The following is a 25,143-nucleotide window of genomic DNA, read 5'->3' on the forward strand; positions in this document are numbered from 1 at the left end:
AAATTTTTTTGTTTTTATGGAACTCGAAAGGTATGAAAAAAGTTGTATAAAAAAGTTGGTTTCTAAAAATGGTGTCCTTTACTGCCTCTAAGTACGATCAGTTAGCTAAAAGCAACGGAGGCTGTAATGGCAGGCGACACTAATCAAGAAAAAGACAATGAAAAGCTTAACGATGCGGTAGAGCAAACAGAAACGAAGGATACGGGGACAAAAGAAGAAAAACAGCAGTCGACCGTCTCTTCGACTGTAGCGACCGGTGCTGAAAGTGCAGATGCTGTTGATGAAGCCAATCGTGCGATGGAAGAAAATCCTAGTGGCGCGGGTACGGAAGAAGAAGCAGTGAGCTCGGGTGGCGCAGTTCAAGAAGAGGATACTGAAAGTAGCAGCGACTCTGACGCTGCACAATCCAATGTTGTTGATAGTGTAGCTTCTAGCGGAGAATCAGGTGACGAGGCTCTGGGCAGCGGTGGTTCGGATTCTGGGGCGGGTGCCCAAGCGGTCGGTGGTGGTGATGCCTCTGGCTCTGAAGGTGGTTCGGACGCAGAAGGCAATGAAGCGCAAGGACAAGCGGTACAAACTTCATCTGCGCCAAGTGCTTCTTCAGACTCTGAAGGTTCTCAAGGTGGTGACGAGCTAGATTCAGAAACCACTGAAGAGAGCTTCGCGGTGGATGTACAAGACACCAGCGAAGAAACCACGACGCAAGTAGAAGACGATTTCGACTCCGAAACTACGAGCGAGACGTTCCAAATTAAAGTCGAAGGTGAAAATGACGCGCCAGAAGTAGGGCAAGATCTGGCATACATCATGGATGAAGATGGCACTATTACCTTCACTCAAGAACAACTTCTCGGGTACGCGAGTGATGTTGATGGCGATGATCTTGCCGCATTTAACGTGCAAGTGGGTGCTAATGCATCAGTTGTGGATAATGGTGATGGCACTTATACCGTCACACCTGAAGCTGATTTTAATGGTGAACTCGACTTAACGTTTGATATCAGTGATGGTCAAGAAACCATTTCTAGTTCGATTGATTTAACTGTTCGTCCAATCAATGACGCACCAGTGCCGGAAGATAAAACCTTTGAGGTGGAAGAAGACGGCACGCTGATCTTCACCGATGCTGACCTGCTTGCTGGTGCAACGGATATTGAAGGCGATAACCTCACAGTTGAAGGCGTGAGCTACGACGGTGGCGACGGCATCCTGACCGACAACGGTAACGGGACTTACACTTTTGCGCCAAATGAAAACTTCAACGGTGATGTAAACTTCAGCTTCGACGTGTCTGATGGCACAGATACAGTTTCAGCGAATGTAGATGTGAGCGTTACGCCGGTGAATGATCCTCCTGTGGCTGGTTCAACGTCTTACACGGTTCACGAAGACAACTCTATTACCATTTCTGATGCGCAGCTGTTGGCAAACTCTTCGGATTTAGAAGGGGATGTCTCGATAGATAGCGTGAGCTACTCTGGCAGCGATGGTGTGTTGCAAATCAATGGTGACGGTACGTACACCTTCTCTCCAAATGAAAACTTTAATGGTGAAGTGACGCTTGATGTTGTCGTCGCTGATGAAGAAGGCGCAACGGATGTCACCACTGCCGGCATTACAGTACTGGAAGTGAACGATCCACCAGTCGCAGGACCAACTTCTTACACCATTAATGAAGATTCAGTTCTGACCTTTAGTGAGTCGCAAGTGCTGCTGAATGCCTCTGATGTGGAAGGCGATGTAGAGCTTGTTGGCATTAGTTACGATGGTCCGGATGGTATTTTCACTGTTAACGATGATGGCACGTGCAGCTTCGCGCCAAACGAGAACTTTAACGGACAAGTTCAACTTGATGTGACCATTCGAGATGAAGATGGGGCAGAAGTTGATACCGTCATCAATGTGAATGTATTGCCAATCAATGATGCGCCAGTATCGGGTGATTTGGCTTACAGCGTTGATGAAGACGGTGCGATTACACTCAGCCAAGAGCAGCTTCTTTCTCAAGCGTCTGATATTGAGGGCGATGACCTGACTGCTAGCGATTTGACTGTCGATGGAAACGCAACCGTTACAGCGAACGATGATGGCAGCTTCACGATTACGCCAGATGCGGACTTTAATGGTGACATTGATATCCAATTCAACATTACGGACGGCACAGACACTATCCAAGCAACGGCGGATCTAACGGTTAATCCGGTTAACGATCTTCCTGTTCCTCAAGACCAGCAGTTCAGTGTTGAAGAAGACGGCACGCTGCAGTTTACTGACGCAGACTTGCTTGCTGGTGCGACCGATATCGATGGCGATAACTTAACGGTTGATGGCATTAGCTACACAGGCAGCGATGGTGTGCTGACTGACCACGGCGATGGTACTTACACCTTTGCACCAAATGAAAACTTCAACGGCGACGTCAGCTTTAGCTTTGGTGTTTCTGACGGCACTGAGACCGTACCTGCCAATGTGGATGTGAGCGTCACTCCGGTGAACGATCCTCCGGTTGCGGGTTCAACGTCTTACACGGTTGATGAAGATAATGCGATTACGATTTCCGACGAGCAGCTTCTGGCTAACTCTTCGGATTTAGAAGGGGATGTCTCGATTGATAGCGTGAGCTACTCTGGCAGCGATGGTGTGTTGCAAATCAATGGTGACGGCACGTACACCTTCTCTCCAAATGAAAACTTTAATGGTGAAGTTACGCTTGATGTTGTCGTCGCTGATGAAGAAGGCGCAACGGATGCCACCACTGCTGGCATTACGGTGCTGGAAGTGAACGATCCACCAGTCGCAGGACCAACTTCTTACACCATTGATGAAGATTCAGTTCTGACCTTCAGTGAATCGCAAGTGCTGCTGAATGCCTCTGATGTGGAAGGCGATGTAGAGCTTGTTGGCATTAGTTACGATGGTCCGGATGGCATTTTCACCGTTAACGATGATGGCACGTGCAGCTTCGCGCCAAACGAGAACTTTAACGGGCAAGTTCAACTTGATGTGACCATTCGAGATGAAGATGGAGCAGAAGTTGATACCGTCATTAATGTGAATGTATTGCCAATCAATGATGCGCCAGTATCGGGTGATTTGGCTTACAGTGTTGATGAAGACGGTGCGATTACACTCAGCCAAGAACAGCTTCTTTCTCAAGCGTCTGATATTGAGGGAGATGGTCTGACTGCTAGCGATTTGACTGTAGATGGAAACGCAACCGTCACAGCGAACGACGATGGCAGCTTCACGATTACGCCAGATGCGGACTTTAATGGTGACATTGATATCCAATTCAACATTACAGATGGCACAGACACTATCCAAGCAACGGCGGATCTAACGGTTAATCCAGTTAACGATCTTCCTGTTCCTCAAGACCAGCAGTTCAGTGTTGAAGAAGATGGCACGCTTCAGTTTACCGATGCAGACTTGCTTGCTGGCGCGACCGATATCGATGGCGATAACTTAACGGTTGATGGCATTAGCTACACAGGCAGCGATGGTGTGCTGACTGACCACGGTGATGGTACTTACACCTTTGCACCAAATGAAAACTTCAACGGAGACGTCAGCTTTAGTTTTGGTGTTTCTGACGGTACTGAAACCGTACCAGCAAATGTGGACGTGAGCGTCACTCCAGTGAACGATCCTCCGGTTGCGGGTTCTACGTCTTACACGGTTGATGAAGACAACGCGATTACCATTTCCGACGAGCAGCTTCTGGCTAACTCTTCGGATGTGGAAGGCGCAGTGTCCATCGATAGCGTGACCTATTCAGGCACCGATGGCGTATTCCAAGACAACGGTGACGGCACTTACACCTTCATGCCGAATGAGAACTTCAGCGGTGATATCAGCCTTGATGTGATTGTGGCGGATGAGCAAGGTGCGATTGACGAAACGACTGCAGGCATTACCGTCATTGAAGTGAATGACCCTCCAGTTGCCGGTCCAACGTCTTACACGATTGACGAAGATTCAGTACTGACATTCAGTGAGTCACAAATTCTTGCTAACGCATCTGATATCGAGGGCGATGTAGAGCTTGTTGGCATCAGCTATGAAGGCTCGGATGGTATCTTTACCGTCAATGGCGATGGTACTTGTAGCTTTGCACCAAACGAGAACTTCAATGGTCAAGTTCAGTTGGATGTGACCATTCAAGATGAGAATGGGGCAACCGTTGATACGCACATCAATGTCGATGTATTGCCAATCAACGATCCACCAGTATCGGGTGATTTGGCTTACACCATCAACGAAGACAGCTCAATCACGCTAAGCCAAGAGCAGCTGCTTGCCAAAGCGGGCGATATTGATAGCGAGAACCTTGAAGCCATCAATCTATCGACAGATGACAACGCAACGATTCAATACAACGATGATGGCAGTTACACCATCACACCGGATGAAAACTACAACGGCGACCTAGATCTGACCTTCGATATCATTGATAACGATGGTGGCTCGGTACAAGTTGGTCTGGACATTACGGTTAATCCTGTGAATGACTTGCCACAAGCGCAAGATCAACAGTTCACGGTAGAAGAAGATGGCACCTTGCTGTTCACGGATGCAGACCTATTGGAAGGCGCATCGGATATTGATGGCGATGATCTGTCTATCGAAAACGTTCTCTACACAGGTGCAGATGGTGTGCTTACCGACAATGGCGATGGCACCTACAGCTTCGCGCCGAATGAGAACTTCAACGGTGATGTTCAGTTCACATTCGATGTGTCTGACGGCACAGGTTCAACACCAGCATTCATTGATGTCAGCGTGACACCAGTGAACGATCCGCCGGTTGCAGGTTCTACGTCTTACACGGTTCAAGAAGACGGTCAAATCACCATCAGTGACGAGCAGTTGTTAGCCAACTCTTCTGATGTGGAAGGCGACGTAGCCTTGGCGAATGTTAGCTACTCTGGTAACGACGGTAGCTTCGTGGACAATGGCGACGGCACATATACCTTCACACCAAATGAGAACTTTGACGGTAACATTTCGCTCGACGTTACGGTCATCGACCAAGATGGTGCAACGGATACGACAACCGCAGGCATCGATGTTATCGCGGTGAACGACGCTCCTGAAACATCAGGCATTCAAGCTGAAGTGGATGAAGATAACGCCATCACCATCACGCAAGAACAGTTGCTTGCGAATGCGACAGACATTGAAGGTGATGACCTTGTTGCCAGCAATCTACAAACCAATGACCCAGATGCGACGATCGTAGCCAACGATGATGGTTCATTCACCATTACGCATACGGAAAACTTTAACGGTGAGTTGGACTTCACTTATAACATCAGCGATGGCGAAAATGATGTTCTGACCACGTTGGATCTGACCGTTAATCCTGTCAACGATGCGCCAGAAGCGGGCGACGAGATCTTTATTCAAGCAGAAGAAGACCAAACAGTGGGTGTTTCTCTGCGTGAAGAGCCTGCGTTACGTCTCGACCAAGCCCCTGAAAACGGCATCATTGAAGCAAATCTAAATGACGAATGGGTACAGCTAGAAGTCGGGCAGGAGGTGCCTGCAGACACGGAAGTGCGCTTCATTCCAAACGATGATGCATTGGCGAACGGTACGCATACGAGTAAAATTGGTACCTTTGATGACAACGCTAGCCTCGATGATTGGGGGACTGCTGTTGACCCTTACACACGTGAGTTTGTTGATGGTGATTTGAAAGTTACCGTTCAAAGTAATGACGACCCACTCGGTGCGTGGAATGGTAAAACACACATCGGTCACGGTATTGGCGATACTGACCGCCAAGGCTTGAGCGGTGATGAAAAACTGACTGTGACCGTTGAAGGCCAAGACATCAACGAAATCAGCTTCCACCTAGATGGTCTAGGCGGCTGGTTTATGGAAGAGTCTCGCCACTTTACGGAAGTCGAAATTCGCGCCTTTAACTCTGATGGTGACTTGATCGACTCGATGACTTACCACAAAGAAGATCGTGGTAGCTATGAGACGGATTACACCCTAACGGTGAACGAACCGGTATCTTACTTTGAGCTAGGTACGATTCAAGGTAACGGTACTTACGTGGTTCAAAACATGACGGTTTCGCAAACTTGTCATGATGAAGCGGTGTTCACATCTATTGGCGTGGACGGCACGGAAATCACGGAAACGGTAGAACTGAATATCCGTGAAGGTGACAGTGAAATCGAACTGACGGCTGATCTGCCAAATGTGACCATCGATACCGAAGGTTCTACGCAGTTTGCCTCTGTGGTTATCACTGAAGAGCAGCTTCTCGCACAAGCGAGTGATATCGATAGTGACGTTCTTGATATTCAAAACCTAGAGCTGGTGGGGGATAACGCGGAGCACGCTACGTTAACCGACAACGGCGATGGTACATGGACAGTCACACCGGATGAGAACTTCTATGGTGAGATTGAGCTTGGTTACCAAGTTACGGATGGTGAACTCACCGACGACAACATCATCAACATCAACTTCGAAGCAGTAAACGATGCGCCAATCGTTTCTGGTCCGATTGTGTTGTCGACTGATGAGGATGTGGGCATTACGTTTAGCGCGGATGATTTGCTTGCCAATGCAAGTGACGTGGAAGGCGATGCGCTGTCTATCTCTGATATCTCTTACAGCGGTGACAACGGTGAGCTTGTCGACAATGGCGACGGCACTTACACCTTTATGCCGAATGAAAACTTCAATGGTGAAGTCGACATCGATTACAAAGTCTTCGATGGCACCGATGAAGTCGATACCCATCTAGATCTGACCGTTATTCCAGTCAACGATGTGCCAGTTCCTGGTGCGCCGCTGCATACTCAAATGCTAGAAAACGGCACCATCATCATCGAAGCAAAAGACCTGTTATCAGGTGCGACCGATGTGGATGGCGACATTCTGCATATCGAGAACCTGCTGCTTGTTGACCAGTCACAAGGTACGTTGACAGACAACGGCGACAACACCTTTACCTTCGAGCCAACTTCGAACTTCTACGGCGAAGTGAACCTGACCTTCGACATCAGCGATGGTCAAGCAAGCGCACCAAGCACAGCGAAGATCGATGTTGAGATCGTCAACGAAGGTCCAGAGGTCAGCGGCCCTGTTGATGCGGTCGTCGATGAAGATGGCTCAATTACCATCACTCAAGAAGACTTGTTAGCGAACGCGACGGACGTGGATGGTGACAACCTTGAAGCGGTGAACCTGTCGACCAACGATCCTAATGCAACCATCGTTGAGAACGCTGATGGTAGCTTCACGATTACACCGAGTGAAAACTTCTTTGGTGAAATCGAATTTACTTATGACGTAACTGACGCGATTGAAACCGTCGCTGCAGATCTAAACCTCACCGTTAACCCTGTGAATGACCTGCCAGATGTGCCTGATTTGTCCTTCACTACAGAAGACGGCGAAGCCATCACGATTACTGAAGCAGAGCTGCTGGCTCAAGCGACGGACATCGAAGGCGATGACTTATCTGTTGTGAACGTGACGAGCTTAAGCGATATGGTTCAAGTGACAGACAATGGCGATGGCACCTACACGTTAACGCCAGAGCAGGGCTTCTTTGGTAATGTTGACCTCACGTTTGATGTGAGTGATGGCACCGATGTGGTGGCGGCAAACATCGACTTGAAAGTTGAGTTCGTCAACGACGCACCAGAAGCAGCGCCAATCGTGGCAGACGTGGACGAGGATGGCTCTATTCTCGTGACACAAGAAATGCTGCTTGAAAACGCCAGCGATCAAGATGGTGATGACCTATACGCAACGGCACTAGAAACCAATGATCCGAATGCCTCTATCGTGGATAACGGTGACGGCACCTTTACCGTTACGCCTTCACAACACTTCAATGGAGACATCGAGTTTACTTATGAAGTGAGCGATGGTGAATTGAGTGTTGCCAATGAAATGACATTGACGGTGAACCCAGTCAATGACATTCCAATTGTTGCGCCTGGCATGTACCACATTGAAGAGGATGGCAGCATCCTGTTCACGCAAGAAGATCTGCTAAGTGGTGCGATTGATATTGATGGTGATGACCTCACCGTTACCAGCATTAACTACTCGGGTGATGAAGGTACTGTAACTGACAACGGTGACGGTACATTTAGCTTCGTACCAGAAGAGCACTTCAGTGGTGACTTGCAGTTCAGCTTTACGGTTTCTGACGGTACTGATGAAGTTGAGCAAGACATTAATGTCCATATCGAAGCCGTGGCAGATGCGCCAGACCTAGTCATCACTGATGGCGATGGTCGAAACGTGGATGACCAAGCGATCTTGGTTGAGCCAGGCGGTATTGTTGAAGTGAACATCGCCGCAGCATTGGTTGACCAAGACTTGTCAGAAACGCTGACTGTGACCGTTGATGGCGTTCCAGAAGGTTCGGTGATCAGCTACGACAACGAAGGGGTACTTAACGATCAAGACAACGGTATCACCAGTTTCAACGATACTGAAATCACGGTTACGTTTGAAGGTGAAACCGCGGGTTACCAAAACACAGCGGGTTACTACAAAGTCGATGAAGACGGCAATATCACTGGCGTTGAAGTGGTGTACGAAAACGCCTCTCAAGTTGGCGGAGGCGGTGACCTCATTCCGGGACAAGATCAGTTCAGCTTCCAAATCTCGGAAGGGGAAAGCTTCAACCTATTCTTGATTCCTAACGGTCATAACTTCAATGACTTTGCGTCCATGCAAGATGGCCAGTATGAGTTCCGTGCGGCAGATGGCTCTCCTGCGAACATGGATACGGTCGACCCACAACTCGTGTTTGTGGGTGCTGATGGTTCTGAAACCGTGATTCAAAGCCAATTTGGTGATGCAGTCTTCCATGGCGGCACAAGCTCAGAGCTCAACCAAGATGGCATTGAACATACTCGAACTACTGTGAACGAAGACGGTGAACTGGTTTACGGCTTTGAAGATCTCTACGGTGGCGGCGATGCCGATTATAGTGACTTCAACTTCACCATTGATGTAGGTGAAGTGAACAGCCAGATCTACAGCGGTGAAGTAACAGTCGGTCCAGATGGTTCTGTAACGCTTCCAACCACAGCAATTGAACAAGAGCTACAGATTCAATTGCCAGAAGACTTTAACCAACAGCTAGAAATCAATGTAACGGCAACGGCAACAGAGCTATCAAATAATGATTCTGAAACCGTTTCTCAAACCATCTACGTCAATGCAACGGGTGCTCACATTGAACATACGCCTGAAGCATTGCCTGTTTCTGCTGTGGTTGAAGAAGATGGTTCAATCCTAATCACGCAAGAAGATTTGCTCGCTAATGCGCGTGACTTGGATGGAGACCAACTGACAGCACTGAACTTGGCAACGGATGATGAAAACATCACCATCACAGACAATGGTGACGGTACTTACACCTTAACACCAGATGCGGACTTTAATGGTGATATCACCTTTACGTTCGATGTGTCTGACGGCGATGATGTTGTCTCAACCAACCTTGAGTTATTGGTGTCACCAGTTAACGATGCGCCTGAACCACAAGATCAAGCGTTCACCATTGGTGAAGATGGTGTGCTGACCTTTACTGATGCGGATCTCCTAACAGGCGCTACCGATATTGAAGGGGATGACTTATCTGTTGAGGGCGTCACTTACACAGGCGCAGACGGTGTTCTTACTGACAATGGTGATGGCACCTACAGCTTCGCACCAAACGAGAACTTCAATGGCGACGTGAATTTCACTTTCGATGTTTCCGATGGCACGGATACCGTGACGGCAAATATCGATGTAACAGTGACGCCAGAGAACGATCCACCGGTTGCAGGCAGCACGGCTTACACCGTTCATGAAGACAATTCGATTACCATTAGTAACGAACAGCTGTTGGCTAACTCGTCTGATATAGAAGGCGAAGTGGCGATTGATAGCGTGAGCTACAGCGGTAACGATGGCGTGCTGGAAATCAACGGTGATGGTACGTACACCTTCTCACCAAACGAAAATTTCAGCGGCGAGGTGAGCCTAGATGTTGTCGTTGTCGATGAAGATGGTGCAACGGACTCGACCACTGCAGGCATTACTGTGATTGAGGTAAATGACCCACCAATCGCAGGTCCTACCGCATACACTATCGATGAAGACCAAGTTCTAACCTTTAGTGAATCTCAAGTGCTACTGAATGCTTCGGATGTTGAAGGGGATGTTGAGCTAGTAGGCATCAGCTACGACGGTCCAGATGGTATCTTCTCAGTAAACGGTGATGGCACTTGTAGCTTCGCACCGAATGAAAACTTCAACGGTCAAGTGCAGTTGGATGTGACCATTCGCGATGAAGACGGCGCAGAGGTTGATACTTACATCACAGTCGATGTCTTACCAATCAATGACGCACCAGTATCGGGTAACTTGGCGTACAGTGTTGACGAAGACAACTCAATCACACTGAGCCAAGAGCAGCTTCTTGCTCAAGCATCGGATGTAGAAGGCGACGCGCTAACCGCATCTAATCTAGTGGTTGACGGTGATGCAACGGTTACGGCAAACGACGATGGTAGCTTCACTATCACGCCAGATGCGAACTTTAATGGCGACATTGATATCACGTTCGATATCAACGACGGCAGCGACACTATTGTTGCAACGGCGGACCTAACCGTTAACCCAGTTAATGATTTGCCGCAGCCACAAAATCAAGCGTTCACCATTGGTGAAGATGGTGTGTTGACCTTCACTGATCAAGACCTGTTGGATGGTGCAACGGACATCGATGGCGATGATCTATCGGTAGAAGGTGTCACTTACACAGGCGCGGACGGTGTCCTAACTGACAATGGCGATGGTACATATAGCTTCGCACCGAATGAGAACTTCAATGGTGATGTGAACTTCACCTTCGATGTTTCCGATGGCACGGATACCGTGACTGCGAATATCGATGTGACAGTCACACCAGAGAACGATCCACCAGTGGCAGGTAGCACATCTTACACAGTGCATGAAGACAACTCGATCACCATTAGTAACGAACAGCTGTTGGCTAACTCGTCTGATATAGAAGGCGAAGTGGCGATTGATAGCGTGAGCTACAGCGGCACAGATGGTGTGTTCCAAGACAATGGTGACGGTACGTACACCTTCTCGCCAAACGAGAACTTCAATGGCGAAGTGAGCCTAGATGTTGTCGTGGTCGATGAAGACGGTGCGACGGATTCAACTACCGCAGGTATTACAGTACTTGAGGTGAACGATCCACCAATTGCAGGCGCGACTAGCTACTCAGTGAACGAAGACGAAGTCATCACCATTAGCTCTGAGCAGTTATTGGCGAACGCTTCTGACGTTGAAGGTGAAGTTGCGATTGATAGCGTGAGCTACAGCGGCTCCGACGGTATCTTTACCGATAACGGTGACGGCACATTCAGCTTCGCACCAAACGCCAACTTTGATGGCGATGTTAGCCTAGATGTTGTGGTTGTTGATGAAGACGGTGCAACTGCGGCAACTAACGCAAACATCGATGTATTGCCAATCAACGATGCGCCAGTATCGGGCAACTTGGCTTACAGTGTCGATGAAGACAATTCGATTACGCTAAGCCAAGAGCAGCTTCTTGCTCAAGCATCGGATGTAGAAGGCGACGCGCTAACCGCGACTAACCTAATGGTTGACGGTGATGCAACGGTTACGGCAAATGATGATGGCAGCTTTACCATTACGCCTGATGCGAACTTCAATGGTGACATTGATATCACGTTCGACATCAACGACGGCACCGACACTATTGTTGCAACGGCTGACCTAACGGTTAATCCAGTTAACGACCTACCACAGCCAGAAGATCAAGCGTTCACCATTGGTGAAGATGGCGTCTTGCTGTTCACTGATGAAGATCTGCTTGATGGCGCAACGGATATCGATGGCGATGACCTTTCGGTTGAAGGTGTGAGCTACACAGGTGCTGATGGTGTCCTAACCGACAATGGTGATGGCACTTACAGCTTCGCGCCAAACGAAAACTTCAATGGCGACGTGAACTTTACCTTCGATATTTCTGATGGCACGGAGACCGTGACCGCAAACATTGACGTAAGCGTGACGCCAGAGAACGATCCACCGGTGGCAGGTAGCACGTCTTACACGGTGCATGAAGACAATTCGATCACCATCAGTAACGAGCAGTTATTGGCTAACTCATCTGACGTCGAAGGAGATGTCGCGGTTGATAGCGTCAGCTACAGCGGCGCAGATGGCGTGTTCCAAGACAATGGTGACGGTACTTACACCTTCTCGCCAAACGAGAACTTCAATGGTGAAGTCAGCCTTGACGTTGTGGTTGTCGATGAAGACGGTGCGACGGATTCAACCACCGCAGGTATTACGGTACTTGAGGTGAACGATCCGCCAATTGCCGGCGCGACCAGCTACTCAGTGAACGAAGACGAAGTCATCACCATTAGCTCTGAGCAGCTATTGGCGAATGCTTCTGATGTTGAAGGTGAGGTGGCGATTGATAGCGTCAGCTACAGCGGCTCCGACGGTATCTTTACTGACAACGGCGATGGCACATTCAGCTTCGCACCAAACGAAAACTTCAACGGTGATGTCAGCCTAGATGTTGTCGTGACCGATGAAGATGGCGCAACTGCGACAACCAACGCGAACATTGATGTATTGCCAGTCAATGATGCTCCGGTATCAGGTGATTTGGCTTACAGCGTGGATGAAGATGGTTCTATCACTCTCAGCCAAGAGCAACTTCTTGCACAAGCAGGCGACGTGGATGGTGATGACCTAACTGCATCCAACCTGACTGTTGACGGCAATGCGACCGTTGTTGCAAACGATGACGGCAGCTTCACAATCACACCGGATGCAGACTTCAATGGCGACATTGATCTGAGCTTCGACATTACGGACGGCGATGCAACCATTCAAGCGACTGCCGATCTGACTGTGAACCCAGTGAATGACTTGCCAACGGTTGGTCAGCCACAGTTCGTCACGCAAGAAGACACCAGCTTCACCTTTACCGAAGAGCAACTGCTGCAAAATGCAGGTGATATCGATGGTGATAACCTAACCGTAGAAAACGTTGCTTCTGACAGCGGTACTTTGGTTGATAACGGTGACGGCACGTACACCTTCGCACCGAATGAAAACTTCGATGGCAACGTGAACGTAACGTTTGATGTCAACGATGGCACCGCAACCGTACCAGCAGAAGCGAACATTGATGTTCAATCTGTTGTTGATATGCCAGAGCTTTCGATTGCTTCGGACTTGGTGATTGCGTCTGATAACTTCGAGTCTGGCTCGAACGGTTGGAACGCGAACACTGAAAGCTCTCAAGGCTTCGAAACGGGCGACATGCTGGGTCGTATTGGTGGCACTGGCGGTGATGAAGCGGTCAGCAAAACCTACGAGATCCCAAGTGATGTTAATGAAGTGAATATATCGTTTAGCTTCTACGAAATCGATTCTTGGGATGGCGAGTCGTTCCAAATCTTTGTGGGCGGTGAACAGCTAACCACCTTGGAAAACTCCGCGTTCCGTACTCAAGATGGTACGACAACGCTTTACGACTCAGATGGTAATGAAGTGGGTGAAGTGATCCACGGAGCCTCTCAACGTGAAGGCTTCAGTGGTTGGAATGACCAAGCTCACCAAATCAACCTAACGGTTCCTGTCGAGGATGGTGAATTGCAACTGGGCTTCGGCTCAACCTTGAATCAAGACGTTTGGGATGAATCGTTCGGTATCGACAACATCGAAATCACGGTAGCGGATGCGGATTACCAAATCATTGGTACCGAAGATACACCTGTGCCGCTTGATATCGATGCAGCATTGACCGATACCGATGGCTCAGAAAACCTCGCTATCTTGATTGAAGATGTGCCAGAAGGCAGCGCATTATCAGCGGGTGTTGATAATGGCGACGGCACTTGGTCACTACAACCAGGCGAGCTAGAAGGACTAGAGTTTATCCCTTCTGCGGACTTCAACGGCGATGTGACGCTAACCGTGAATGCAACCTCTACAGATGTTGATACCGGAACCACAGCGACAGCGACGCAAGATGTGACGATTCATATCTCGCCAACCAATGATGCACCAGAAGTGACGGGTGATATCACTGCGGTAACTGCCGAAGACAACAGCATTACGCTAACTCAAGAGCAGTTACTTGAGCATGCCGTTGATATCGATGGTGACGACCTAAGCGCAATCAACCTGAGCACCAATGATGAAAATGCAACGGTTGAAATGAACGAGGATGGCAGCTTCACCATTACTCCGAGCGAGAACTTCTACGGTGACATTGAGTTTAGTTACGATGTCACGGATGGCGAAGAAGTGGTTGCGGCTGGTCTCGACTTAACGGTAACGCCAGTCAATGATGCGCCAGAGCCACAAGATCAAGCGTTCACCGTGGGTGAGGACGGTCTTCTTACCTTCACCGATGCTGACTTGTTAACAGGCGCGACGGATGTAGAAGGTGACAACCTAACAGTTGAAGGAGTGACTTACACAGGTGCAGACGGTGTTCTCACCGACAATGGCGATGGCACGTACAGCTTCGCACCAAACGAGAACTTCAATGGCGACGTGAACTTCACTTTCGATGTTTCCGATGGCACGGATACCGTGACGGCAAATATCGATGTAACAGTTACGCCAGAGAACGATCCACCAGTTGCGGGCAGCACGTCTTACACAGTACATGAAGACAACTCGATCACCATTAGTGATGAGCAACTACTGGCTAATTCGTCTGATATCGAGGGTGATGTTGCGATCAGTAGCGTGAGTTACAGCGGTAACGACGGTGTGCTAGAAATTAATGGCGATGGTACTTACACCTTCTCACCAAACGAAAACTTTACAGGCGATGTTAGCCTAGATGTTGTCGTGGTTGACGAGGACGGCGCGGTTGATACAACAACAGCGGGTATTACCGTTCTTGAGGTGAATGATCCACCAATCGCAGGCACAACCAGTTACACCATTGATGAAGATGAAGTTATCACCATCAGTGCAGAACAGTTGTTGGCAAACTCTTCCGATATTGAAGGTGAGGTAGCACTAGATAGCGTGAGCTACAGTGGCAGCGAAGGTATCTTTACCGACAATGGTGATGGTACGTTCAGCTTTGCACCAAACCAAAACTTCAATGGTGAAGTGAATCTTGATGTTGTAGTCGTGGACGAAGATGGTGCGACCGCTTCGACGACGGCAAACATTGATGTTCTGCCAATCAATGATGCTCCAGTATCGGGTGACTTGGCTTACAGTGTCGACGAAGACAACTCAATCACGCTAAGCCAAGAACAATTGTTGGCACAAGCAACGGATGTAGAAGGTGATGCACTAACCGCTTCTAACCTAGTGGTTGACGGTGATGCGACGGTTACGGCTAATGATGATGGTAGCTTTACCATTACGCCTGACGCGAACTTCAATGGCGACATTGATATCACGTTCGATATCAACGATGGCAGCGATACTATCGTTGCAACGGCTGACCTAACGGTTAACCCAGTTAATGACTTACCGCAGCCAGAAGATCAAGCGTTCACCATTGGTGAAGATGGCGTGTTGACCTTTACTGATCAAGACCTGTTGGATGGTGCAACCGATATCGATGGCGATGACCTATCGGTAGAAGGTGTCACATACACTGGCGCGGACGGTGTTCTTACTGACAATGGCGATGGCACATACAGCTTCGCACCGAACGAAAACTTCAATGGCGACGTAAACTTTACCTTCGATGTTTCCGATGGCACAGATACCGTGACGGCGAATATCGATGTAAGCGTGACGCCTGAGAACGATCCACCGGTGGCAGGTAGCACGTCTTACACCGTACACGAAGACAACTCAATCACCATCAGCGATGAGCAATTACTAGCGAATTCGTCAGATATTGAAGGCGATGTTTCGGTTGATAGCGTGAGTTACAGTGGCAACGATGGCGTCTTCCAAGACAATGGCGATGGTACGTACACCTTCTCTCCAAACGAGAACTTCAATGGCGAGGTCAGCCTAGACGTTGTAGTTGTCGATGAAGAGGGTGCGACAGACTCAACCACTGCGGGTATTACCGTTCTTGAGGTGAACGATCCACCAATCGCAGGTGCGACAAGTTACTCTGTCAATGAAGACGAAGTCATTATCTTCACGGAAGAGCAACTGCTAGCGCAATCAAGCGATGTAGAAGGTGACGTGAGCCTAGAAAGCGTCTCTTACAGTGGTAGCGATGGCATTCTAACGGCGAATGACGATGGCACTTATAGCTTCGCACCAAATGAAAACTTCAATGGTGGCGTAAGCCTAGACGTAGTAGTGGCTGATGAAGACGGTGCAACTGCGACAACCAACGCGAACATCGATGTATTGCCAGTCAACGATGCTCCGGTATCTGGCGACTTGGCTTACAGCGTCGATGAAGACGGTTCAATCACATTGAGTCAAGAGCAGTTACTGGCTCAAGCGGGTGACGTCGACAGCGATAATCTAGAAGCAGTGAACTTAACCGCGGTAGCCAATGCAACCGTTGTTGAGAACCAAGATGGTAGCTTTACGATTACGCCTGATGTGAACTTCAATGGCGATATCGACCTAAGCTTCGACTTGATTGATAACGATGGTGCGAGCGTGGAAGTGGGCGTTGACCTAACGGTGAACCCAATTAACGATGCGCCGCAATCAACGCCAGTGAATATTGCTGGCACCGAAGATACCACCATTCTTATCACTCAGGACATGTTGCTTGCTAACGCGACAGATATCGACAACACCTACGACGAACTGTCTGCTGTCGACCTAGTGATTGATGAGCAATACGGTGACTTGCTAGACAACGGTGATGGCACTTGGTCATTCACTCCAGCTGAGAACTTCAATGGTGATGTGCCAATGTCGTTCGGTGTTAGCGATGGTGATTTAGTGACGCCGGTTGAAGGCAATCTAAACATCGAAGCGGTTAACGATGCACCAGAAGCGCCAACCATCCAGATGCAAGGCGAAGAAGATGTGGTCATGGTGATTGACCCAGCTTACATCGCTGATCAAGTTACGGATCTTGATGGTGACGAAATCAGCGTAGAAAGCATCACGGTTCGTGCGCCTGCAAACGCGACATTAACCCAGCAACCAGATGGTATGTACCATTTGGTAACCACTCAAGACTTCAATGGTTTGGTGGAACTGGGTTATACCGCGACGGATGGTGAAGAAGTGGTTGAAGGCTCGTTGAATGTGGATGTTATTCCAGTCAACGATGCTCCATTCAATGTGGGTAATGCCTTTATGGCAACCGACGAGGATGGCGCATTCACCTTCGACGCTGGCGACTTGATGAACTTGTTCGGCGATATCGACACTGAAAACCTAGTCGTATCACGCATTATCACCGCAGAAGGTGAAGATGGTGGTGAGGTAACGGACAACGGTGACGGTACTTGGACATTCACACCGATTGGCGATTTTGCAGGGGTTTCTGACTTGCAAGTTGTGGTAAGTGACGGTGAGTTTGAGACGGTACTTGATGTACCAGTGTTTGTTCGCCCTGTTGCCGATGGCGCAGTCATCACAACCGACCATGATGGTCCGTTAGTCTTCGGTGAGGACGAAACAGGTCACCTAGGCTTGAATGTCGGTCTAATCGACGATTCAGAAACGTTAAGTAACCTAGTGATGACTGGTTTCCCTGTTGGCTTCGAAGTTACGGATGGTGTGAACACCATTACCATTACGGAACCGGGTCAATACATCGACTTGAACGAGTGGGATATTTCAGACCTGCAAATGACGCCTCCAGCTGACTTTAATGGCGAGTTCTTCGTAACCGTGACCGCAACAACGGTGGATTATGGTGACGAACCAGAAGAGTTCGAAGATGGCATCGATTCAGGTGACTTCGAAACCCTAGCGGGTGAGTCCGTTATCCTAACCGCAGATGACCTAATCGGATTGGCAGAGAACGTAGATGCTGACGCGGGTGATGAAGTGAAATTCGTTCACCTAGCTGATCGCAGCCAAGGTGAGATTGTCGATAACGGTGATGGCACATGGACATTCAATCCAGCACCAGGCTTTACTGGTGAAGCGGACATCGCTTATGTGATTGATAAAGACGGTGTGCTTCATGATGAGCAAACAGGTGTGGTCGTGAAAGAAGATGCGCCACAAGAGAATGCTTCTCCAGAAATCGACAGCATTTCTACCACAGAAATGGCAGCGGATGGCACCTTGTCGTTCACCAATGATGACATGCTATCGACCTTGAGCGATGCAGAAGGCGACAGCTTGAGCATTGAATCAGTGAGCCTAATGGAAGGTCAAGGTGTGATAGAGACCGATAACCAAGGTAACTACCAATTCACACCAGCAGAAGGCTACACCGGAGATGTTCAAGTTGGCTTCATTGCAACTGACGGTGAAAACCGCATTGAGAGCTTCTTTAATGTCGACATCCAAGGTGAGGGTGAAACCACAACTAGCGAAGGCTACGCACTGGCTGATGATGGTTCACTAACACTAACGGAAGCACAGTTGATTGATGAGCTTGGCATTAGCCCTTCAGCAGAAGTGTTGGATGTAGCCGATGCAAACGATGCTGGTTTCTTCGCGAAATCAGATGATGAAGAGTGGACATACTGGCCGAACGATGACTTCGATGGCAATTTGGCTATGGATGTTCAGGTCAACGACAATGGTGAAGTATCGACTCAGAATCTGAGCATCCAAGTTGCGGACGATTCAGCGCAAAGTGACGAGCCACAAATTCAAGCTGCTCAAGCATCAGCAGAGCAGCAAGTTGGCGAAGCGCAACAACCTGAAGAGCAAGCAGCAAACGGTGCAGACAGTGAAGAGGAGAGCGCAGCTGATGTGACTGCAGCACCAGGCGATACCATTTCTATCTCGGTTCCAGATGAGGTCAGTGGTAACGAATCGGTGGATTATGCAGAAATGTCCGGTCTACCTGATGGTGCATCAGTAAGCAACGCACTGGATAATGGCGATGGCAGCTTCACATTAAGTGGCAACCTGAACCAACCAGTATCGGTTGACCTACCAGAAGGTTACGAAGGTACGAGCGAAATCCAATTCCAAGGTTACGACGAATTGGGCAGCGCGGTAGAAGGTGCGAGTGGCACAGTTGAAGTTGAAGTCGATGATCAATACACCATGCAAGGTTCTGCTCAAGATCAGCAACCAGACATGGCGGGTATGGAATCTGGCGGCAGCGACTGGACAAGTGCGGGAGGTCAAGAGCAAGGTGTTGACTTCACGGATGACTCTGGCAGCTTCGACTCGGATACTCAAACGGGTACTGACCAAGGCAACGATTTCGATCAAAGCTCAATGTAACTAGTCATAGACGAGGGCAGTGTCATTGCTGCCCAAACCAAAGCCATGCAGAGCCTACTTTGCATGGCTTTTTTGTTGGGCTTCTTTCTATGAGCTGTAGAAAAAAACTTGGAAATTGAAAAAAGTATTCTTAGCTAGTTTATACCCAAGTAACCTCGAGATGTTAGGTTCAGCGAGAATGGCTTGGTTTGTAGACGCGGCGGCGATTTAAAGGTCTAGTGGGTCTAAATCAAGAATCGACAACAAAGTATACAAACCAAGACAGCTCGCCCTTCGGGAGCGTGTCATTGACTCGGCTTCTGTGTCAAACAACTTGGAAAGAGCTGACTATTACGCTGCGTTGTTTTCCTTGACCCCGAATCAATGACAACGCTCTGAATCTTGCATCTTGAAGTCACTTGGGTATAAGAGTCATTTACAAGGAGGAGCGATATGTACCGTTATGTCAGTTCGCCAAAAGCGTCAAAGTACATAGTACCGCCGCCACTGCATCGTGAGTTGTCGTGTATGGATGTGCCGGAGTCAGAACTAGAGATGCGTGAAATTCTGAACAATTGGTTTGCCGATGGATTGGCGCCGATCATTCAAAATGAAGACAATTACATCTCTGCTAATGAGCAACAGCGCTTTAAGCAGCTCAGCCGCACGGTGGGTGTGCTACTGCGTAATAAAGATTACTACTTCGCCACTAAGCGGATTCTTTCGTTGTGGGATCAAGACTGCTTAGAAACGACTTACGTTAATTATCTGATTTTACGTAGTGAGCGCATACCATACTTCAAATAAGCCCTATTTATCGGCTTAAAATAGTGATTTACATGGTTTTCTTAGTAACTTTTGATACCAGTATTTAACATTTTTGTAAACATCGTTATATTTAAGGCTCATCGTTGTCAGGAGTTTATGGATGAACCTTACGATATCAGGGAAGTTGCAGCTCAGTTTTGTGCTGCTAGCCGTACTTTTTATGGCATCAGCGGTATTCACGTATCGCAACGTCACTACCGTAGAGCAATACGCCTCTTCGTTACTTAAATCCGATTTACCGACCGTCGACACCAGTCGCGGTATCCAACAGTCCGTTCAAGCGTCGCTGTCTTCTATTCGAGCCTACATGTTGCTAGGTGGCGATGAAGAGGCGAGCGCACGTCTGAGTGAGGACGTACGCAATATCATGGCATCTACAGACGAGTCGCTTCCAACGTTGCAGGCTCTGATCTCTGAACAGGATTTTCAAGCGATTCAAAGCCAGTGGGACGCGGTAAAAGTCTCTTTGAACAAGCTGATTGAACTTAGCCACAGTGATGAGAACTTACCCGCGCACAACCTCTTTATTAACGAAGCGGCACCCATTGCAGAAGTGGCACTTGATCAGCTTCAAAGCTTAATCAATGAAGAGTCAGGAAACCCATTTGGTGGAGACAGAAAGCGTTTGTTTAAAGTTTACGCGGATAGCTATACCTCGCTCGCCAATGCACTGTCTGCTCTGCGAGATTTCCTGTTGTACGGGCAGCAAGATCATCTGGACAAATACCACGACTTGATTAAGTACCACAATCAGTCTGTGGCGGAAATCGACAGTAAACTCGACAGGCTTACTGATAACGACCAATCATTGTGGTCACTGTTTAAAGAAATGCAGCAACTGTACTTTCCTTTAGCAGAGCAGGTAATTGCATTGCGTCAATCGCCAGAGTGGAACGAATCAAACTTGCTGATGGCGAACGAACTGTTACCAGCAGCGGATGCCCTAGACCAAAGTTTAGAAACGATCGTATTGGCTCAGCAAAGTCGTGCTGATCAAAGTGGAAAGGGTATTAATCAGTCGATCAAGAACGTACTCACCACCATGTTGATTGCAGCGGCATTGGTTTTGTTTGCCGCAGTAGCGATTTCAAAATACATGGGCAATACCATTGGTCGTCGAGTGAAAAACTTATCGGAGCGTGCAAAGACGATCGCTTCAGGGGACGTTTCTCAGCCTCCGCTCACCGTTGTTGGGAAAGATGAATTGGCAGACCTTACCGATTCGATTAACCGCATGAACCAATCGTTAGCGAGCATCGTGGCAGGGGTGAGTGAAAAAGCGCACCAAGTGGATACCAGCATGGGAGCTTTGTTGGAATCGGCGCAAGTCACTTCAGCGAATGTAGAAAAGCAACAGACCAGCATTGTTGAAATGGGAAAACAATTGGATGAAATCGCTTTAGCCGCGCGTAACACCCTAGATCAAGCTAATCAATCAGTGCAGAAGCTTTCTGATTCAAAAGGCGAGATTGAACAAGGTCGTGATGCTTTAGAGCAAAACAAAGTCACTATGGAAAGTTTGCACGGCAGCATTGAAACCGCGAGTACGCAGGTGACGCAGTTAAGCAAAGAGAGCGAAGCCATTGGCCGAGTTACAGAGGTGATTGAAGGCTTGGCAGAACAAACTAACTTACTGGCATTGAATGCGGCGATAGAAGCGGCGCGTGCGGGCGACCAAGGACGAGGCTTTGCGGTTGTGGCGGACGAAGTACGTATGTTAGCGACTCGCACTACTCAATCGACGACGGAAATCAACGGCATTATCAACGCGATTCAACGCTCGACCAATTCGGTGGTTGAGGAGATTGAACACAGCCAATCACTTGCGGAGCAGGGCGCTGAGCACATTGAAAAAGCGGTAACTCGTTTGCTTGTCACGACCGAGCAAATTGGTTCTTTGAATGAACAAATGGCAGAACTTGCGGCAGCGGCAGAGCAGCAATCTCATGCGACCAATTCGATCACTGGATTGATGTCTGGTATTACTCAATCAGTGGATGAGGTTTCGAATAACAGCCAACGCGCATCAGAGACATCATTGCAAGTAAAAGAGCAAGTTACCGAGCTGAATCAACAGATGGCAACTTTTAAAACGGCGTAGATAAGATTTACGTCTGTTCATCTACTTTTGAACGCTAACCAAATAGTAAAAAAGCCCCAACCCTTTTTACACAAAAAGGGTTGGGGCTTTTTGTTGGATGATACGCCGATATTCGTCTACTTGCTCATTGGATTTGGCTATTTAAATCATAGCTAAAACCAAATTCTCTTCGCCGAGCCGGAGTCGTAATATGACTCCATCGGCAGCAAATACTGCAAAAGAATTTTTAAACTTTATACCAATCCCGGTAAGAGAATCGTTCGTTACTACGATTGGTATCATCCTTCTAGGAGCAAGATTATGAACAAACAAGTAAGCCTAATTGGTCTAGACAGCGAACAATCAGCACAACTAGCTCAACAGCTAAATCAACTGCTAGCGCATTACCAAGTGTTGTACATGAACTCTCGCGGTTACCACTGGAACATTAAAGGTGCGCAATTCTTCGAACTGCACGTAAAATTTGAAGAGATCTACACTGATCTACAAACAAAAATCGATGAGCTTGCAGAGCGTATTCTAACTTTGGGTCATACGCCAGCACACGCATTCAGCAACTACTTGGAAGCAAGTGAAATTAAAGAACATCAAAACGCGACTTCTGGTGAGGAGTGTGTACAAGGTCTGGTTCAAGGCTTTAGCGTTCTACTTCTAAAACAACGTGAGATTCTACAAAACGCGGGTGAAGCAGATGACGAAGGTACAGCGGCATTGATGGGTGACTACATCCGTGAGCAAGAAAAATTAATGTGGATGCTTAACGCTTACCTACAAGGCTAAGCAGCGCATCACCCAAGCAATCCTTGGGAACGCATGAAACAATCGGGAATAAGTCATAAGGGGCACGTTGGTGCCCCTTTTTTTGTGTGCGTGTTTTATGTGTGTGCTTTATTTGCGTGGTAAGGATTCGAAACGGCTCAATAAATCACTGAGTTCATTAAGCGCCAACGAGGCTGAATCATTGAAGGTTTCTTGATTACCGTGATGAACAAGGCAAGAGGGCATCTGTGCGTTATACGCTGCCTGTAAGTCGTAAAGGTAATCGCCGACATAAAGGACTTCATCCGGCATCAAACGCCACTCTTTCGCCAACACCTGCAAAGACAAAGGGTCTGGCTTGGGCGGGAAGCATTCACGAGTGATGACTCGCTCCACAGAGATTTGGTTGTGCTCTAGTTTGCGCTGCGTGGCGATTTGGCAGTTGCGCGTCACGATAGCGGTTTTGATTTCATTTTGATGCAAGTGGGCTAGCAATTCATGGCAGCCAATCATTGGAGCAGACTGCTCAGCATCAGAAATCTCGTAATCAAATATCACATTATGAGCGTGCTCTCGATGGTGAGGATGCTCAAGTGCGTCGACAAAATCCAATAGATCTTCACTATGCGGACAGCCAAGCTGTTGTCGCAATTCGCCGAAGTTCATATCAGAACTCACCAAGGTGTTGTCTAAATCAAACACCACGGCTTTAATTTTATCGAGCTGTAAAGGGAATGGAATCATAATGACCTCGTACAACTTAACCGAACTATCGTTTTAAAAAACAAAAGGTTATTGTTAAGTTTAGATTCTTCTGCTTAGATTGTACGAAAATAAATCACTAGTACGTCACAAATTAAATAGTCTTAACGATTTTAGTGTTTGATTACCTTTCCTCAAGACGAAAGATTTTGCCGCTGTCGGTAGAAAAGTAGATATAACCATCGGGGCTGATGGTTATATCTCTTACTCGCTCACCAAGGTTCTCCATTAATCTTTTTGATTCGGTAAGCTTGCCATTATCAATAGAAACCACGTTGATGTGCGCCAGTTTTAATGCACCGGCGAGGATTTTCCCATCTAACTCTGGGTATTTATCACCACGGTACAAAATCATATTGCTGGGTGCGATAGAAGGGATGTATACCAGCTTGGGATCTTCCATTCCCGGTAACGACTTAGCTTCCCCAACGTCCAACGGTCCCCAATATTCTTTACCATGAGAGACTTTTGCCCAGCCGTAGTTTGCGCCTTTCTTGATTAGATTAATTTCATCGCCACCGCGTGGTCCATGCTCAATCGACCACAGCTGTTTAGTTGCTTCGTCGTAAAACATACCTTGTGGGTTGCGGTGCCCGTAACTCCATATCTCAGGACGAGCTTCGGAAGGTTTGAATGGGTTGTCTTGTGGAACCGAACCATCAAGGTTAAGGCGAAGAATACTGCCAGCATGGGTTTGAGTGTCTTGCCCATTATCACGTTCGCCACGGTCACCGATTGAGAAGTAAACTTTGTCGTCAACAAATGAAATTCGACTGCCGTAGTGACGCCCTGTGTCAGTGATGGCATCAGCAACAAAGAGATCTTTCCAGCTCACAAGCTGATTGTTTTGCAATTGCGCCGTCGCTAACGCCACCGTATTGCCTTTGCTCGTGCGCTTGCTGTAGGTAAAGAAGAGTTGCGGGTTTTGCTTATCGGCATTCGGTGCGAGTGCAACATCCAATAAACCAGCTTGTCCACTGGTGTTCACATTGGGGACGTTAAACAGCTTTTGAGGTTTGCCTGTGGTGATATCCAGCAACGAAACCGTACCGTTCTTTTCATTGACGATAACGCGTTGGTTATCTAAGAACTCGATCCCCCAAGGGATCTGAAATCCATTCGCCACTTCGTTGGCGCGGTATTCGGCAGTGTTGGCAGAAAAGGATAAACAAGCGAGTAGGATAGCAGCAATCGTTCTCATGGTTCCTTCCAATATGAATCGTGTTAATACTTAAAAGCTAACACTAAAAGACTATGTTTGGCAGAGATTCACTTGTATATGAATGTAAAAAATCCCCGATACGAGATCGGGGATTGAATTAAGGCTAGAGAAT

The 25,143-nt window shown here is 48.1% G+C and carries 6 protein-coding genes; 4 read left to right on the forward strand and 2 right to left on the reverse strand.

Going from position 1 to position 25,143, the window contains the following annotated elements; genetic code table 11:
* Window positions 1-126: 126 nt before the first annotated feature.
* The 4 genes from R7P64_RS03285 to R7P64_RS03300 all read left to right on the forward strand — a co-directional run bounded on the left by R7P64_RS03285 (window position 127) and on the right by R7P64_RS03300 (window position 23,068).
* Window positions 127-19,380, forward strand: a complete 19,254-nt coding sequence (locus R7P64_RS03285) for a tandem-95 repeat protein (RefSeq protein WP_318123162.1) — start codon at window positions 127-129, stop codon at window positions 19,378-19,380.
* Window positions 19,381-19,812: 432 nt separating this feature from the next.
* Complete coding sequence (locus R7P64_RS03290; RefSeq protein WP_005388258.1) at window positions 19,813-20,166, forward strand: hypothetical protein; 354 nt, start codon at window positions 19,813-19,815, stop codon at window positions 20,164-20,166.
* Window positions 20,167-20,287: 121 nt separating this feature from the next.
* A complete protein-coding gene (locus tag R7P64_RS03295) occupies window positions 20,288-22,288 on the forward strand; it encodes a methyl-accepting chemotaxis protein (protein WP_318123163.1) in 2,001 nt (666 codons plus the stop codon).
* Window positions 22,289-22,588: 300 nt separating this feature from the next.
* Entirely contained in the window at window positions 22,589-23,068 is a 480-nt protein-coding gene (locus R7P64_RS03300; protein WP_005388254.1) for a Dps family protein, read from the forward strand.
* Between the two features lie 108 nt (window positions 23,069-23,176).
* On the opposite strand, the gene R7P64_RS03305 is transcribed toward R7P64_RS03300, so the two are convergent.
* Window positions 23,177-23,791: an HAD family hydrolase gene (locus R7P64_RS03305; RefSeq protein WP_171342528.1), complete on the reverse strand. Its 615-nt coding sequence runs from the start codon at window positions 23,789-23,791 to the stop codon at window positions 23,177-23,179.
* A gap of 142 nt (window positions 23,792-23,933) precedes the next feature.
* A complete protein-coding gene (locus R7P64_RS03310) occupies window positions 23,934-25,010 on the reverse strand; it encodes a PQQ-dependent sugar dehydrogenase (RefSeq protein ID WP_005388249.1) in 1,077 nt (358 codons plus the stop codon).
* Window positions 25,011-25,143: the final 133 nt, after the last annotated feature.

Origin of the sequence: Vibrio sp. 2304 (assembly GCF_033339475.1) — a bacterium.
GTDB lineage: Bacteria > Pseudomonadota > Gammaproteobacteria > Enterobacterales > Vibrionaceae > Vibrio > Vibrio alginolyticus.